Here is a 14,762-nt window from a genome sequence, read left to right on the forward strand (position 1 = left end):
GACGGCCCGGGGCGTGGGGTGCCGTTCTGGTCGAGCGATCACGCTTGTGGTTGAGCGGCGTCGCCGACTCGCGCGGCGATTTCGGTGAGGCTGAGATCCCCAAGAGGGCGGGTGAGCTCCTTGCTCCGACGCGGGCGTCATTCCGTTTCCGATGAACGGGGCTGATGGGGGAGTTGGGTTGATGATTACAGGAAGCCCAAGATCAACAACGCTGGAGCCGGAGGGGTGCAGGTCAAGCTGGGCGAGTTTCTCCTCAGCTCCGGTGAGGATGACCTTGAGCCCCTCGACTTCGCTGAGCTAGCTTTCGCGTTCGGCCTCGGCGATGCGGGCGATGAGGTTGTCGCGGATGTCGACAAGCGGTGCCCGTTGGGCCGGATCTGGCCGGAGGAGTGAGCATCTGACACAAGGTTAGCCGAACTAGTGCCGCATCAACCAACGTTCGCCCTGAAGTGCCGCGCTATTTGAAAGATGTGGCCGCAAGAGGGGAGAAAGCCACGCCAACTCCGTGGGCCGGACGCTCCATTGCTACCGAAACGGTCATGAGGTCAGCGGTTGCCGCCCGTGGAGCCGGCGGAGCTGGGTTCGAGGCCCGCGGGACTGGCGGTGGTGTGCGCGTGGTGAGGTTTCGCCGTCCTGGGTCGCTCAGCGGGCTTCCGCAGGGGCACGGAGCTGTTCGGCCAGCCGTTCGAGTTCGGCCGCTGTGGCAGGCGAGGGGTCGTTGAGTCCGCTGTGCACGGCCGTCGGACTCTTCAGGAAGCGTCGGAGCAGGGCCACGAGGAGCCCTTGCGGCAGAGCCCGCAACGCGGCGAAGGCGCGAGGTACCGGCGGGGTCTCCATCGCGGTGAGGTTCCGCCGCATGAGGTGGAGCATGCCGCGGACCGCGTCCGGGTCGTCGGCCAGCACTACCGGGCCGCCCGCCGCGTATACCGCCTGCCCGAGCGGGACCTCGAACGCGGCGTGCGTCCTGAGCCAGGCATCCATCTGCGGCTCGGCCTTGGCGTTGATCCCGGCGGTACGGAACGTCTCCACGATCCGTACCAGTCGCGGAGTGGTACGGCCGTCGGGCTCGCCGATCGGTATCGCGACCCGGCGAGTGATGAAGTCGCTCTTGCGGTAGCGGACCACGTCGCCGTCCATCGTGCCGCCAGTCGTGGGGAAGCCGAGCAGCACCCGCTCGTGTCCGATCACCGCACCCAGCGTCTCCGGGCCGGCTGCCCAGTTGAGCAGGAACAGCACGTCACCTTGGACACCGGCGAGTGATTCCAGCACTGCATCCACCTGGTGGGTGCGGACGAAGACGGTGATCAGGTCGTACCCGCTGTCCGGGTACTCGACCACTGGTACCGGCACACGCTTGACATCTGGGCCGTCTTCCTCGGCGAGCCGCACTCCGTGCCGGCGCAGGGCGGTCAGGCGCTCACCCCGGGCGAGGAGCGAGACGTCGTGGCCGGCCTCATGCATGCGGGCGGCGAACAGGCTGCCGCAAACCCCGGCGCCGTACACGAGCAGCTTCAAGACAGCCCTCTTCCACACGTCCGTTTGATTCATACGTTCGTTTCATTCAAACATATGTAGAGTCCCTCGTGTGGCGACCCCAGACACCCGCACCCAGATCCTCGACGCGGCCGAGCACCTCTTCGCCGAGCATGGATACCGCGGCACCTCGGTCCGCGCGATCACCAAACTCGCTGGAGCGAACCTGGCCGCCGTCGGCTACCACTTCGGCTCGAAGGCGGAGCTGATGGCCGCAGTCGCCCGCCGCGTGATCGAGCCCATCAACGCTGCCCAGTGCGCCGGGCTCGACAAACTGCTTGCCCGGACCCTTGACCCACCGGTCGGTGAACTGGTGGAGGCATTCGCGGGGCCGCTGTTCGACGAGATGCCGGCCGGCGACGAGGGCGGCGCCCGGACGTCCCGGCTGATCGTGACGATCCTCAGCGACCCGGCCGAGGAGGCACGCAGTTGGACCGGCCCGGCCGAGGACTCGGTCCGCGAGCGCTACCTCGCAGCCTTCGCGCGCGTGCTGCCCGGCCTTCCCCCGGAGGAGCTGCGGTTCCGGATGCGGGGGGTCCTTGCCGTGACGGCCGTCGACCGCCTTGAGGTCTACCAGCAACCCGTCCCCGGCTGCATGTCCCCGGTAGCTGGCGAGGCGGCCCGGCGATGGGCGATCACGTTTCTGACGGCAGCGATGAGTGCGCCACCGACCCGGACCTGACAACCCAAGACAGACGCCGACGGCGCGGGTCAGGCGGCGTTGGCCCCGTGAACGAGGGCAGTGAGGCGCTTGTCGTCAGCGTTCTTGTTCTGCTAGCTGATGTACGGCGGACCATACTGCCCTGGGCCTTGTGAGTCGGGTGGTCGGTGCCGTCGACGGCGAAGTAGCCAAGGAGGCTGAACTGGGCCTCGATCCTGTTCAGCCAGGAGCTGTTGGCTGGGGTCTGACGATCTCGGCGTTATTGGCAGCCGCCCACACGCCGACCCGCTGGCAGTGCCTGGTCGTCTAGTGCGGCGATTAGTTGTCACAGACGATCGCGATGTGTACGTCCGCCGGGTGCAGCGAGCGCAGGTAGCGGCAGAATTCCAGGAACTCTTTCAGCGCTGGGGAAGGAAGCGGGGCTGACTCCTCGGGGTTTGGGAACACGGGTCGGGCAGGCGAGGTGAGCGCGGATGTTCCTGAACCCCCGGCGGACCCGGGCCGGGGTGAGGGGGTCGGAGGTGGCGGGTATCTCCCAGGGCCGGCGGAGGTCCGCGGCGAGCGGCCGGGCGAGCCGGAGTTGGGTGTGAGCGACGATCAGGATCCAGGTCCATCGGTCCGCCGCCTCGGGAGTACGGATTTTCGGAGTGGTCCAGCCCAGGGGCTGTTTCGCGAAGCGGAAGGTGTGCTCGAGATCGAAGCGGCGGAGAAATTCCTGCCAGGAGCGGTCCACGCCATCCGGGGTGGCGCCGGTCTTGAAGGGCCATAACCACACCGGCGGGGCGTCTCGGTCCTTTGACAGGTGCTCGGCCTTCAACCGCATCAACGTCCCCTCGACCACCGGAAGTTCGCCGTCGTGGTCGAGCCATGAGGAGCGGTTGGTGGGCCTTGGGTGGACCCGGTCCCACGCCTGGGTCTCGGCCTTGCCGTAGTGGGTCGTGTCCGTGACCGTGGTGATCGCGGGCTCGGGCCAGGTTTCCGGCTTGGAGAAGCGGAATTCCGGGCCGTGCTTGGGCGGCCAGCCGTTGACGCCGTGCATCCTCGGTGGTTCCGGCAGACGCATGACGCGGTCGGAGCGGATCCGCCCGGCCAGCTCGACCGGCAGATCGCGCAGGACCCAGGCCAGGCGGGTGACGTCGTAGCCCGCATCGCTGACGATCACGATATGAGGATCCCTGGTCCGCCACTGGCCTGCGGCGATGAGCCGCTCAACCACTCCTCGGAGCTGGGCAGCGGCGATCACGGTCGCGTCGTCCGCAGGGCCGAGCCGCACCGCGTCCAGGATCGCGGTCCAGGACGTGGCACCCGGCTCCAGCACGGCCACGAAAGAGTACGGCCAGCCTGGGATGAACTGCGACGCCGCCTTCGCCCGGCCGTAGACATGGCAGAACGGCCTCTCCGCCGAACATAGCGCGTCCGAACGAAGCCACGGTGACACATCGACCGCCAGGACCAGGCGCCCGTCGTCGAACCGCGGCGGCGACAGCCTGGCCGCCACCGTCCGCAGTCGGCCGACGTCGATCCGGCCGTGGTTCAAGCCGCCGTACATCGCTCCGTGTCCACGACGATGCTCGGGCAGCAGCATCAAGTCCACCAAGACTTCACGGCACCGTCCGCCCACAGCACCGCGTCCACCAGCTTGAACAACTCGTCGTGCCGAGCGGTCAGACACTCGTAGAACTCGCCCCGGAAGCGTGACACTTCCGCGAACGCCTCCTTCCGGACAGCAGCAGACTCACCCTGAGGGGCCACGAAGTTTCCGGACAGGGAGCCAATAGGGTTGTCCTGAAGAGGAAGCGAGGAAAAGTGGCGCCACTCAGCAAGTATTCGCCGGAGTTCCGTGAGGAAGCCGTCCAGATGGTGTTGAGGTCGAGCAAGACGATCTCAGAAGTCGCCCGGGAGCTTGAGCTGAACGCAGAGACACTGCGTGGCTGGGTCAAGAAGTACCGGAAGCGTCAGGGACCCGCTCCTGATGCGGAACTGACGGTGAACGAGCGAGCTCGGCTGAAGGAACTCGAACGACGCAACCGCGAACTGGAGATGGAAGTAACCTTCCTGAAAAAAGCCGCAGCGTACTTCGCGAAGGATCCCCGGTAGCGGGAAAGTACGAGTTCATCGACGAGATGCGGCTCGACACCGAGGAGTACGCATACAGCGTCGAGTTCATGTGCGGTCGGCTCGGCGTCTCCAGATCCGGCTACTACGACCGGCGGTCGCGTCCGGAATCTGCGACGGCCCAGCGACGCGGCGGGCTGAAACTGCTCGTCGAGAAGGCTTTCGACATGTCCGGCGGCACTTACGGACACCGCCGTATCCAGGCTCAGCTGGACCGCTGGGGTACCACCGCCGGCCTGGAACTGGTCCGTCGGCTCATGCGCGAGCTGAGTCTTGAGCCCTGCCAGCTGCGGCCGAAGCGGCTCAGCCTGACCAGGGCCTCGTCCGGCCAGGTGCCGGATCTGGTCGGCCGCGACTTCACGGCGGACGCACCCGGGAAAAAGCTCGTCGGCGACATCACCTACATCGCGACCGGGGAAGGCTGGCTGTACCTCGCCACGGTCATCGACTGCTGCACAAAGGAAATCATTGGTTACGCGATGGACGACCACTACCAGACCCCACTGATATCAACGGCTATCCGAAACGCGGCACGGAACAGGAGGATCTCGGCCGGTGCGATATTCCACTCCGATCGCGGAAGCAACTACATGTCGGCCGAGTTCGGGAAGACGCTCGATCGGTTCGGGATCCGCAGATCCTCCGGCCGCACCGGGATCTGTTTCGACAACGCCATGGCCGAATCGTTCTTCGGAGCCCTGAAGAATGAGCGCGTATCAAGGGTGACCTACCTGACTCAGGAGGCCGCCCGACGTGACGTCACTCGCTATATCGAATTCTGGTACAATCGCAAACGCCTCCACTCGGCGGTAGGTTACCGCCCGCCACGCGAAGTCCATTCCGAGTACGAGAAGTTGCAAATCGCCGTGTGAAATAGACGGCCAGGCAGCTGTCCGAAAAATGCGAGGCCCCTCACCCTCACGGCCTTCGTCGTGGTCACGTGCACCTTGGTCGGAGGACATGATCAGACGAGGGCCGCCCCACGTCCGGTGAACCCTCGGGTGAGCGACCCAGTTCAAGACACCATTCGATGCCGGAAGATAACCAACAGGAAGCGGGGCCGCCCAACTCCTCGTCCTGCAGGGGTGCTCAAGCTCCTCTCCAGCCGCGCAGGCAGTGGTGCGGGAGCTCTCCGCAGAGACCGGGAGGCGACGTCACATCACCACAGGGGATTGTATGAGCACGGACAGCCGGATAGGACTGTCCACGTGACTGATCAACGCAGCTTCGCCCGTACCGTCATCGCGCTCTCCCTGGCCGTGATCGCCTGTTGTGCGCTCACTTTCACCATCATGCTGCTGGCCGGGAGTCCCGCCGTGCAGCCGCAGCGCGTCCTGGATCAGGACGCGCTGGCGCGGTCCGTTCTCAACAACGTCAAATCCGCCGACTTCGCCAAGCCCCCGACCATCGACGATGTCAGCTGCCCCGCTTCCATCCCCGTCGAGGTGGGCCGGGAGTTCGAGTGCAACGTCGACGGCGTCGGCGACAGCAACACCAGCGGCCATGCCTGGGTCAAGGTGAAGATCAAGGACGATCAGGGCGACCTGTCACTGGGCTGAGGAACGGCAGAGAGAGCGGGACCGCAGCCTTGGCGTCGGGGCCGTCCAGGCCCCTGCTGGCGACAGCAGCGGACCGCTTATGCCCCAGGCCAGGGGCAAGACCGTCAAACGCCCCCGAGACTCTCAAGGCCATCGGCAAGCCCGGAAGATCTTGGTAGACAAAGAACAAGCTAAGAAAGTGATCACGTGGGCTGCGGGCCCTCACTAGAGTCGCCCGCATGCCTGATCTCTCCTACCTCGCCGCCGTCCGGGAGTCGTACGACACTGTCGCCTCCGACTACTTCGAACAGGTCAAGCCTCCGGCGGAGCTGGATCCGCTCTCACGAGGGATGCTGAACGTCTTCGCAGAGGTGGTGCGAACGGCAGCCCTCGGGCCCGTCGCCGACCTGGGATGCGGGCCCGGCAAAGTCACGGCCTACCTTGCCGAGCGGCAAGTGCCTGCGTTCGGCATAGACCTCTCGCCCGTCATGGTCGAGCTGGCCCGTAGTGCCCACCCAGATCTGCGTTTCAGCGTCGGCTCGATGACGTCGCTCCCGATCGAGGACGACAACCTCGGAGGCATCCTCGCGTACTACTCCACCCACCACACACCACCGACATTGCTGCCGGTGGTGTTCGGCGAATTCCACCGCGCTCTCGCGCCAGGCGGCTGCTTGATGCTGGCCGGCCACGTAGGGGCCGACCAACACCTACGTCCCACACAGGCATACGGCGGTCATCCGGTGTCTTACGAGTCCTACCTGCTGCCGCCCGATCGGATCGCCGAACTCCTGAAGCAGGCCGGGTTCGCCCTCACAGCACGTCTGGTGGAGGAACCCAGCGAAGGGGCTGAGAGGACCTTCGCTACCTTTCTTGCCCACAAGCCCGAACGGCCTTGAGGTTCGAATCTGTCTGGGGTGGTGAAGCGGAGTCGGTGAAGACGGGCACACTGAGGTCGACCAGGTGTGGTCGACCTCAGTGTGCATCCGGCTGAGGTTGTTGAGCTTGGCATTGGCGGCGTCAAGGCTGACCTGGAGTCCTTCGACCTCGCCGAGCCAGCCGTTACCGCGGGCCTCGCGGACGCGCTCGCGGAGGTTCTGGATGATCTCGATGAGGCGGCCCGTTGGCATGGGTCAATCTGCAGGACCGGGCAGCGGATGCAGGCTTCTCTGAACTTCGAGTTGAAGTCTCTCTGTTCCGCCGTCCAGGTCGCGGGCGCCATAATCGGTGCAGGGAACTCTGGTGGTGACCGCCGGCACGACGGGGTACCGCATGGCGGCGATCGGAACGGCGCCGAGAAGTCAGAAGGCAGCTCATCTGCTGGCCGGGTCCGAGCCCCGGCATCAGGGAGCGGGCATCTCTGCTGAGTTACGGCAATGAGCTGCAGCGACGTGTGTGGCAGGCTCTCGAGTATGGGGTGGAGTTTCAAATTGCACGGGGGGACCGCGGCCGGGTTGAGCGCCTTGCTGCTGTTGCTCGCCGCGCTCACGTGGCTGCCGGGGACCTTGCCGCTGGCGGGCTCGAAGGGGCCGATGGTGGTGATCGTGGTGCTTCTCTTCCCGATCTTTACGGCTGCTCTGGTGCGCATGTTCCTGAGCGGAGCGGACCGGCACTCGGTATGGCTCGCCTTCAGGTGTCTGCCCGGTAAGGCGCAAGCAGTGCTTGGGGCGCTGGTCATCTCGGGCGTCGTCCTGATGCTTTTCAGCACAGCCGGCACGGGGAACTTGCAGGCGCCAGAGGTCAAGGACGACCAGTACTTCGTTTTCGACACGACTCCCCACGCACGCGGCACGATCGAGGTCTCGCACAGCCAGTACGTAGCCATCCTCGAGAGCGACCAGCGCAGCATGCTCGCGATCCCAGGCTTGCTCTTTGCTGGAGCCGCGTATGTCGTCTTCGCAGCAGGGGAATTGCGCCGGGCGGATGCTGGGATCAGATCTTCGCAACCGGTACAGCTCTGAAGATTCCAGATTGTGGCACCGTACGTGCGACGACGGCGAGATCGTGGGACTCGCTCCGTGACGGCAACGTGCGCTGGCGTCAGCACCTGGCTGTTGCCGGGGTACCCGTCGTGGCGACTGCGCTGACCGTTACCGAAACCGGCCGACTGCTCATTGGCACCACAGACGGACGACTCCTGGACTGCTCGACCGTCTAGTGCCGTGACCAGCAATGTTTGCCCCGAAGGAGCGTCGTCCAGTGCGTGCGATCGCAAGGCGGCCAGGAGCTCTTGTAGCGGAGCTACCAGGGCTTTCGGCCAACGCCGCGACCGTGCGTGATGGGCGGCGCGACGGGGCAAAGCTTGCTGGGAGGGGCACTAGGGGGGTGTCCGCAAAGTCATGGGGAGAGCCAGAGTCGTAGGCAGGCGAGGGTGACCAGGTCGCGGAACTCTTGGATCTCGCTCCTCTGCTCGGCGATGGTCTTTTTGAGTTTGGTGACGGTTTCCCTGAGTCGTTTCTCCGTTTCCGGGACCTGCTGGGTCTCGTTGCGAACACGTTCGTAAAACTCGTTCTTCAGGTCGACGTGCTGTTTGAGAGGGCCATGCGGTGGACACCGGCCTCGGCGGCGAGGGCGACGACGCTGAGACTGCCGTTGGAGGCGGTGGCCTGACCGGAGAGGAGCCGGTCCGTGGCCTCGCGGATGCACGTCCGTTCGTCTTGGTGCTGCTGATTCATGGCCGACCCAGTCGCCGGTCTCGGTGAACACCTCCACGCCGGTGGTGTCGGCGTCTAACCAGCAGACACACGGCCCGTACCGCTCGATGACGGCGGTGGTGACTGCGGCTGGCTCGAACAGCGGCGGCGCGGTCTCCAGCACGATGAGGGTGGTGACGGCCAGCCACATCGGTTCGTCCGGTGTACGAGGGAGCCGGAGGTGGCCGGTGACGCGAAGCTTGTCGCCGGGGGACCAGGTTGTGGATGACCGCGTGCGCCAACTCGAAGTCGGTGACGCTGCACGGCAGGATCATCTCATCGGTGCGCTCGTCCGTTGGGGAGACGGTGAGGCGGAACCGTGCCTTCGCCCCGTGCAGGTCGCTGGGTACGGTCTCTTCGTCCAGGAACCCGTCCAGGGCTATCGGGTCGTCGGCGGCCATGGTCAGTCGGCCTTCTGGACGGGCGCCTGGAGCGTGGCGACGCGCTCTTCGGCCTGGCGCTGGGCCTCGGCGGCCTCGCGGCGTGCGGTCAGCTCATTGAGGTCGCTGCGGATACGGGCGGCCTTGTTACGGATCGCCTTGGACAGGTGGCTCGTCGCCCAGGAGAGCAGGTCCTCCACCCCGTCCTTGCCCGTGTCCGGGGTGGCGTCCTGGTCGGTGTGCCGGAGGGCTTCGGCCAGTTCGCTCTCCGACAGCCCGAGTGCAGAACCGGCAGTCCTCCAGCCAGCGGGCCAGGCAGCAGCCCGCCTCGATTGCATCCATCCAGCGACGCGCTTCGACGTCGCGCTCGGGCGGATCAAGCAGCTACGGACTGAGAACAGCGACTTCGCCACCCGCCTGGAAATGGTGTACGGAGAGAACCGCAGGTTGCGCGGCATCTCCCACTCCGGCGGACTCAAGCCTGAGGAGCGAGAGGAGCAAGTGGACCACGTCCCTCTCTGCGCTCCTCGCGCCACAGTGGAAAATGACCGTCAGGTGACCGGGGCTGCTGCTACGGTGACCGGCATGAAGCGCGCTGCCATGACGACGACGCCGGAGAGTGTCCCGGCGCGCTGACAGACGAACTGATCCGAAGCCCCGGGGCAAGTGCCTGGGGCTTCGTCGTACGCCCGGTCACTTGCTCCGCGACCAGCAAGGAGACCGCGATGACCACCCTCCACGACCACCGCAAACTCGGCCGGGGACTGAACCTGTTCGACACCGACCCGCTGATCGGTTCCGGACTGCCCTACTGGCTGCCCGACGGCGCGACCGTACGGCACGCCCTGGAGGAATACATCCGCGCCGCCGAGAGGCGAGCGGGCTACCAGCACGTGTACTCGCCGGTGCTCGGCAAGCGGGAGCTGTACGAGATCTCCGGTCACTGGGCGCACTACAGCGACGACATGTTCCCCCCGATGGACATCGGGAGCGAGCAGGTCGTCCTGCGGCCGAGCCTGTGTCCTCACCATGCGGTCATCTACCGTTCCCGCCCCCACAGCTACCGCGAACTGCCCCTGCGCATGGCAGAGCTCGGCGGCATGTACCGCTCCGAACTCTCGGGCGTGCTCGGCGGGCTGACCCGGGTGCGGGCCATCCAGCTCAACGACGCGCACATCTTCTGCACCCTGGACCAGGTCGCCGAGGAAGCGCAGGCAGCGCTGGAGATGATCCGCCGGGCTTACGAGGCCCTCGGCATCACCGCCACCCGCTACCGGCTCTCCCTCCCGGGCCCCGGAGGAAAATACGTCGCCGCACCCGAGAAGTGGCAACGGTCCACCGCCCTGTTGACCGACGTCCTCGACCGCTCCGGCCTGCCCTACGAGTCGGCCGAGGGAGAGGCCGCCTTCTACGGCCCAAAGATCGACATCCAGGTCACCGACGTCGCCGACCGGGAGTCCACCCTGTCCACCGTCCAGGTCGACTTCCACCAACCCGAGCAGTTCGACCTGCACTACATCGGCGCGGACGGCGCCAAACACCGCCCGGTCATGGTCCACCGCAGCATCATCGGCAGCGTGGAGCGAGCCGTCGCTCATCTCATCGAACAACATGGCGGTGCCTTCCCCGCCTGGCTCGCCCCCACCCAACTGGCAATCTTCCCCATCTCCGACACCGAACTGCCGAACGCCACAGCGTTTGCCCAGCGATGCACCGACCTCGGACTGCGTGCCGAAATCGCCGGCCCGGAACGCGGCAGTCTGGGCGCACGCATCCGAGAGGCCCGCCTGGTCCCCTACCAAGTCGTCATCGGCGCCAAGGAAGTTGCTGACCATCTCGTCGCACTGCGTCTGCGCGACGGACGCCGACTCGCCCCGCAGCCGGCCGGCCACGTTCTGACCCACATCAGCACGCTCATCGATGCCCACAGCACCGAACTGTGGGACGCGGCGCCCAGTTCGTAGCAGACCAAGTCAACCTCGACGCTTCCCGAAGGCAGAGAGAGGAAGCCCACCACCCTCCCTCTGCCGCGCGAAAGGCATGCCTGTCAGTTTGAGGGTGCTGGGGACGTGGTCGGGGCTGTCGCCGTTGTTGAGCTTGGAGGCGGCGGTTGCGGTGGAGGCGTTGACCGGCATCGGGTCTCCGGTCGTCGGGATGCCGGGGCTGGTGAGGTGGGGGAGCAGGCGTACGAGACCGTCCTCGGCGTGGGGCAGTCCGAGTGCCCCGAGCAGGCCGGCGAGGAGGTGGTCCCTGTCGCGCGTGGCGGGCGGTCACCACGGAGGCCGTGGCGCTCTGGTCGGCGTTGAGCGGGGTGAGTTCGAGGGCCTCGGCTTCGAGGGCCTCTTTCATGTCGGTGAACATGACCGGCTCCTCTACGCGGCGGCCGCGCTGGTGGTGGTGCGGGTTATGCGCTGCGCGAGGTCCAGGACCTCGCGGTTGCGGCGTTGCTGCTCGGGAGTGAGCGGCCGGGGTCCGTGGCAGTGCCAGAGCGGGGACGCGGGCGGCTCGGGGTAGGCGAGCGTGTGGTCGACGTCGTGCTGAGCGGTGCTCATGGGGTGCCTCCGGTGGGAGGAATGAGAAGGGGGCAGGAGTGGTCGCCGTCGTACTGGCTCTTGGGCCGGAGGGCAGAGGCGAACCGCCCGAGGCGCCGGGCCTCGACGGGATTCGCGGCGAGCCAGTCCTCGGCGCATTTCCTGTGAGCGGGTTCCCGTCGTGGGAGCGCAACGGTATGGGCCGCTCACACAGCACACAGAGGCGCTCCTCGTGGTCGAAGTGCCGACTGTCGCGCCAGTCGAGAAGGCCACCGGGGGCCGGGGTAAGGCCCGGCTCCCACAGCGGGCTGTTGCTGCGCGCGCGGATCACGGCCGGAGGTCGGGCAGCGGCTGGAACACGCGGGCCAGCATGTCCTCGGTGGGCTTCCAGGGTCCGAGCTGTCCGCCGGCGGCAGCGCCCGAATGTCCTGGAGGACCAGAGGCCAGGCGCCGGCCTGCGCCCACGTCGTACAGGGCGGGGAGCCGTCGGGGTCCTGGTGTCAGTCGACCAGGCGGACGACGCCGATCGCGGCGCCGGTGGTCAGCTCCCGGTCGCGGATCGTGCGGGCGACCAGCGGGACACGCAGAGCCGGCCGGTCGATCCGGTGGCCCGCGTGCAGGAGCATCCAGCTGCGCTTATCTAGAGGTCGGTGCAAGAGATGCTGGTCGAGCGCACGTGACGGGCTGAGGAACGTTAGGCACGTGGGACTTGGACGACCAGGTGGAGCAGATACGGATCACGGCCTGGCTCGTCGCGTAACGTCGCTTCTGTCGATATGCATGTGCATGGAGGCCGTTCGGGGTGCAAGCTGCCGGGGTGAATATGGAAGAGATCGACGCGCGGTTGGTGAGTCGATTCGGCCCCGAGGCCGAGGGTTGGCTCGCTGAGGTTCCGAACCTCGCTGCACGGCTGGCCGCGCGGTCGGGTGTCGTGCTCGGTGAGCTGTTCGAGAGTGGAGCCTCCTCTGTCGTCTTACGCTGCCAATGGCCTGACGGAACGCCAGCTGTTCTCAAACTCAGCCCGGATCGGGCACTGTTGACCAAGCAGGTGGAGATGCTGCGCGTGTTCGCGCCGTCGGGTCGGGTGCCGGCCGTATTGTCTGCCGACACACAGGCCGGGGCGATGGTCTTGGAGGAGGTCTTGCCCGGTACCGAGGCCGAGGACATGCCGCAGGCGTCCTTGCTGCAGCAGTGGGGAGAGTTGCTTGCCGCACTGCACGCCGTGGCCCCACCCGCGCACTGGCCACTGGATCTGCGCGGTCGGTGTGACGAGGCCTTCGTCCGGATCGGCCGGCGGCTGTCCGAGCCGGCCATCGGTGCACGGATCGACCAGGCCGCGTGGCAGCGGGCGATACGGCGCTGTGAGAGGTTGCTGGACAGTCAGGCCAGGCTCGTGTTGCTGCACGGCGATCTGCACCTCGGCAACGTCCTGGACGGCGGCCCGTCGCGCGGTCTGATCGCGATCGACCCCAAGGCATGCATTGGCGACCCATGCTTCGATGCCGTCGACTACGTGGTGGCCGGCGCCGGACAAGAGGGTGTCGAGGCCCGTTGCCAGCGGGTGGCGACCGCATGCGGGCTCGATGGGGACCGGTTGTATGCCTGGAGCCGAGTGATCGCGCCAATGGCAGCCATCGCGCACCTCACCTATGAGGGTCCGGAGCCGGTGATCGACGAACTACTCGCCCTGTCTTGCTGATCCCACGCGACTATCAGTTCATGCCGGTCAGAGTGACCTCGGCTCTCATCAGCCACGTGTCGTGCCGGCCACGCGTCCGTCCCGATCGGGTGCGGGCTGACAAGGCGTACACCTCCCGCAAGCACCGTGCCTACCTGCGCCGCCTGGGGATCCGCTGCACCATCCCGGACAAGGCCGACCAGGCGCGCAACCGCCAGAAGCTCAGCTCCCGTGGCGGCCGGCCACCGCATTTCGCCCCGGTCGACTATGGCGAGCGTCATGCGGTCGAGTGCGGGATCAACCGCCTCAAGGGCCACCAGGCGGTGGCCACCCGCTACGACAAGCTCGCGGTCCGCTTTGAGGCCACCGTCCTCGTAGGGGCCATCAACGAGTGGCTGTGATCAGCGCCCGTCGCTACAGCTCGTAGTCCTGGGCCAGCTCCTCCCAACGAATGCTGCGAAGCGCAAGATCAGCGCCCTCACCCGCCGGCACCTCCGGTGCCGACTGGAACCAGGCGACGACGAGGGCGGAACGATCCATTGCCGGGTCGAGCGCCGTGGAGTCGAAGAGACCGACGCAGGCCACGGAAGACAGCACCTCAACGGGACCGAAAGCGCCGGCGGTCTCGTCCGGGTACTCGCGGGAGGGCGGAACGAGATGGGTCGGTTTGGAGGGAAACGCACGCTCGGCCTGCCGCTGGAGCCAACTGACCTTCAGGTCGTTGATGCGCTTGCACGGGTAGCCCTCCAGCATCTCCCCGTAGGTCGAAGAAATCCGTAGCTCGGTGAGCCGGATCGAACGACCAGATGAGAGGACTATGTGACCCAGTGCCATGCCGATATCTTATGCGTACAGTCACTTCCGATACACGGCCCAGGAGTGGCCGGTGGCGGTTGAGGATGATGCGGGAATGAATGATCAGGTTCCCGCCGTGATTCCAGCACTGGTGTTCGATCGGGAGCACGTACCCGCGCTCGTCGGCGGCTCGGTGGTAGCCGGGCGCTTCACGGTGGGGGGTGCCAGTGTCGTCATAGGCCCGGTCGGAATGCTGATCGTCGCGGAAGCGAGTGACGCACCCGCCAAAAGCGGTGTGTGGAGCGCTGAGGAGGTCCGCTTGATCGGGCCCGCACCGGCACCAGTCACAGAGCGACTCATGGGAGCTCCCTGGGGTCTGAACGAAGGCTCGTTGCCGATCCACATCGCGGTCCGCGTCGGAGTCGAGGTTTTATACCTGGGCACCGCCCAAGTGAGCCAGGCTGGTACCTCCGATGGCGTTCTCACCGACTGCGAACTGCGCTTTGAAGCACCCTTAAGCAGAGAACTCCTCAACCGAGTGCGCCCACCACTTCGACCTGAGCACTTGCCGGGCTTGGAGTGGCTGGGGAATGTGAACGGTGACCGTGCGGCAGCTCTTGAGCAGTTCGTCACCGGCTGGTACCCCACCGCAGACGCCACCGAATCGCCTACCAGCGACTCCGCGTCACGCCTTCCCGGTGGACTGAGACAGCTGTACCGGCTCGCGAAGCAGCGGCCGGGTACCCTCGGAATCCAGAACAGGATCCTGCCCGAGCCGGACCTGCACACCGACCATCTCGGGGAGATGCTCGTCTTCGGCGTCGAGAACCAAGGAGGC

16 protein-coding genes and 3 pseudogenes are annotated in these 14,762 nt (G+C 66.4%); 11 read left to right on the forward strand and 8 right to left on the reverse strand.

Annotated elements, in window-relative coordinates; translation table 11 throughout:
* Positions 1 to 225: 225 nt before the first annotated feature.
* On the forward strand, positions 226 to 393 hold the full coding sequence (locus ACIO3P_RS38400; protein WP_401795128.1) for a hypothetical protein: 168 nt from the start codon (positions 226 to 228) through the stop codon (positions 391 to 393).
* Between the two features lie 249 nt (positions 394 to 642).
* Here ACIO3P_RS38400 and ACIO3P_RS38405 read toward each other — a convergent pair whose 3' ends face one another.
* A complete protein-coding gene (locus ACIO3P_RS38405) occupies positions 643 to 1,515 on the reverse strand; it encodes a ketopantoate reductase family protein (RefSeq protein ID WP_401855635.1) in 873 nt (290 codons plus the stop codon).
* A gap of 70 nt (positions 1,516 to 1,585) precedes the next feature.
* Here ACIO3P_RS38405 and ACIO3P_RS38410 point away from each other — a divergent pair, with 70 nt between their 5' ends.
* Positions 1,586 to 2,215: a TetR/AcrR family transcriptional regulator gene (locus tag ACIO3P_RS38410; RefSeq protein ID WP_329826366.1), complete on the forward strand. Its 630-nt coding sequence runs from the start codon at positions 1,586 to 1,588 to the stop codon at positions 2,213 to 2,215.
* Between the two features lie 29 nt (positions 2,216 to 2,244).
* Here the strand turns inward: ACIO3P_RS38410 and ACIO3P_RS38415 are convergent.
* Together ACIO3P_RS38415 and ACIO3P_RS38420 are read right to left on the reverse strand one after the other, a co-directional pair.
* Positions 2,245 to 2,590: pseudogene (locus ACIO3P_RS38415) on the reverse strand (hypothetical protein); the annotation flags it as partial.
* 1 nt (position 2,591) lies between these two features.
* Positions 2,592 to 3,946, reverse strand: a pseudogene (locus ACIO3P_RS38420) (NF041680 family putative transposase); the annotation flags it as partial.
* Between the two features lie 105 nt (positions 3,947 to 4,051).
* On the opposite strand from ACIO3P_RS38420, the gene ACIO3P_RS38425 reads away from it, so the two are divergent.
* From ACIO3P_RS38425 to ACIO3P_RS38445, 5 genes are all read left to right on the forward strand, one after another.
* Positions 4,052 to 5,181 (forward strand): IS3 family transposase gene (locus tag ACIO3P_RS38425; RefSeq protein WP_401855700.1). Its coding sequence is split into 2 segments (ribosomal slippage): positions 4,052 to 4,265 and positions 4,265 to 5,181, totalling 1,131 coding nucleotides; the frame shifts between segments, so codons are not numbered across the junction.
* 336 nt (positions 5,182 to 5,517) lie between these two features.
* Positions 5,518 to 5,868, forward strand: coding sequence for a DUF4333 domain-containing protein (locus ACIO3P_RS38430; RefSeq protein ID WP_401855638.1), 351 nt, complete (start codon positions 5,518 to 5,520; stop codon positions 5,866 to 5,868).
* A 218-nt stretch (positions 5,869 to 6,086) separates the two neighbouring features.
* Entirely contained in the window at positions 6,087 to 6,746 is a 660-nt protein-coding gene (locus tag ACIO3P_RS38435) for a class I SAM-dependent methyltransferase (protein ID WP_401855640.1), read from the forward strand.
* Between the two features lie 66 nt (positions 6,747 to 6,812).
* Complete coding sequence (locus tag ACIO3P_RS38440; RefSeq protein WP_401855642.1) at positions 6,813 to 7,214, forward strand: hypothetical protein; 402 nt, start codon at positions 6,813 to 6,815, stop codon at positions 7,212 to 7,214.
* Between the two features lie 87 nt (positions 7,215 to 7,301).
* A complete protein-coding gene (locus ACIO3P_RS38445) occupies positions 7,302 to 7,808 on the forward strand; it encodes a hypothetical protein (RefSeq protein ID WP_401855645.1) in 507 nt (168 codons plus the stop codon).
* A 376-nt stretch (positions 7,809 to 8,184) separates the two neighbouring features.
* Here the strand turns inward: ACIO3P_RS38445 and ACIO3P_RS38450 are convergent.
* Together ACIO3P_RS38450 and ACIO3P_RS38455 are read right to left on the reverse strand one after the other, a co-directional pair.
* Positions 8,185 to 8,522: pseudogene (locus ACIO3P_RS38450) on the reverse strand (hypothetical protein).
* A 421-nt stretch (positions 8,523 to 8,943) separates the two neighbouring features.
* On the reverse strand, positions 8,944 to 9,258 hold the full coding sequence (locus tag ACIO3P_RS38455; RefSeq protein ID WP_401855647.1) for a hypothetical protein: 315 nt from the start codon (positions 9,256 to 9,258) through the stop codon (positions 8,944 to 8,946).
* A 387-nt stretch (positions 9,259 to 9,645) separates the two neighbouring features.
* Here ACIO3P_RS38455 and thrS point away from each other — a divergent pair, with 387 nt between their 5' ends.
* Positions 9,646 to 10,884 carry a threonine--tRNA ligase gene (thrS, locus tag ACIO3P_RS38460; protein ID WP_401855650.1) on the forward strand — a complete coding sequence of 413 codons (1,239 nt, stop codon included), beginning with the start codon at positions 9,646 to 9,648 and terminating at the stop codon, positions 10,882 to 10,884.
* 408 nt (positions 10,885 to 11,292) lie between these two features.
* Here thrS and ACIO3P_RS38465 read toward each other — a convergent pair whose 3' ends face one another.
* On the reverse strand, positions 11,293 to 11,472 hold the full coding sequence (locus ACIO3P_RS38465) for a hypothetical protein (protein WP_401855653.1): 180 nt from the start codon (positions 11,470 to 11,472) through the stop codon (positions 11,293 to 11,295).
* 479 nt (positions 11,473 to 11,951) lie between these two features.
* Entirely contained in the window at positions 11,952 to 12,077 is a 126-nt protein-coding gene (locus tag ACIO3P_RS38470) for a hypothetical protein (protein ID WP_401855654.1), read from the reverse strand.
* A gap of 197 nt (positions 12,078 to 12,274) precedes the next feature.
* Here ACIO3P_RS38470 and ACIO3P_RS38475 point away from each other — a divergent pair, with 197 nt between their 5' ends.
* Together ACIO3P_RS38475 and ACIO3P_RS38480 are read left to right on the forward strand one after the other, a co-directional pair.
* Complete coding sequence (locus ACIO3P_RS38475) at positions 12,275 to 13,150, forward strand: aminoglycoside phosphotransferase family protein (RefSeq protein ID WP_401855703.1); 876 nt, start codon at positions 12,275 to 12,277, stop codon at positions 13,148 to 13,150.
* On the forward strand, positions 13,144 to 13,530 hold the full coding sequence (locus ACIO3P_RS38480) for a hypothetical protein (RefSeq protein WP_401855657.1): 387 nt from the start codon (positions 13,144 to 13,146) through the stop codon (positions 13,528 to 13,530). The genes ACIO3P_RS38475 and ACIO3P_RS38480 overlap by 7 nt, the downstream gene beginning before the upstream one ends.
* Positions 13,531 to 13,543: 13 nt before the next feature.
* On the opposite strand, the gene ACIO3P_RS38485 is transcribed toward ACIO3P_RS38480, so the two are convergent.
* Positions 13,544 to 13,963: a hypothetical protein gene (locus ACIO3P_RS38485; RefSeq protein WP_401855660.1), complete on the reverse strand. Its 420-nt coding sequence runs from the start codon at positions 13,961 to 13,963 to the stop codon at positions 13,544 to 13,546.
* A 52-nt stretch (positions 13,964 to 14,015) separates the two neighbouring features.
* Here ACIO3P_RS38485 and ACIO3P_RS38490 point away from each other — a divergent pair.
* Positions 14,016 to 14,762, forward strand: a 747-nt coding sequence (locus tag ACIO3P_RS38490; protein ID WP_401978292.1) for a hypothetical protein, incomplete at its 3' end; no start/stop codon positions are given.

It is taken from the genome of Streptomyces sp. NPDC087310, from assembly GCF_044744405.1.
Taxonomy (GTDB): Bacteria; Actinomycetota; Actinomycetes; order Streptomycetales; family Streptomycetaceae; genus Streptomyces.

What these genes read in the sequence shown, in the direction of transcription:
- ACIO3P_RS38435 (WP_401855640.1), top strand. Translation starts at nt 6,087, where the DNA reads ATGCCTGATCTCTCCTACCTCGCCGCCGTCCGGGAGTCGTACGACACT.
- ACIO3P_RS38455 (WP_401855647.1), bottom strand. Translation starts at nt 9,258, where the DNA reads ATGCAATCGAGGCGGGCTGCTGCCTGGCCCGCTGGCTGGAGGACTGCC.
- thrS (WP_401855650.1), top strand. Translation starts at nt 9,646, where the DNA reads ATGACCACCCTCCACGACCACCGCAAACTCGGCCGGGGACTGAACCTG.
- ACIO3P_RS38465 (WP_401855653.1), bottom strand. Translation starts at nt 11,472, where the DNA reads ATGAGCACCGCTCAGCACGACGTCGACCACACGCTCGCCTACCCCGAG.
- ACIO3P_RS38470 (WP_401855654.1), bottom strand. Translation starts at nt 12,077, where the DNA reads ATGCTCCTGCACGCGGGCCACCGGATCGACCGGCCGGCTCTGCGTGTC.
- ACIO3P_RS38475 (WP_401855703.1), top strand. Translation starts at nt 12,275, where the DNA reads ATGGAAGAGATCGACGCGCGGTTGGTGAGTCGATTCGGCCCCGAGGCC.
- ACIO3P_RS38485 (WP_401855660.1), bottom strand. Translation starts at nt 13,963, where the DNA reads ATGGCACTGGGTCACATAGTCCTCTCATCTGGTCGTTCGATCCGGCTC.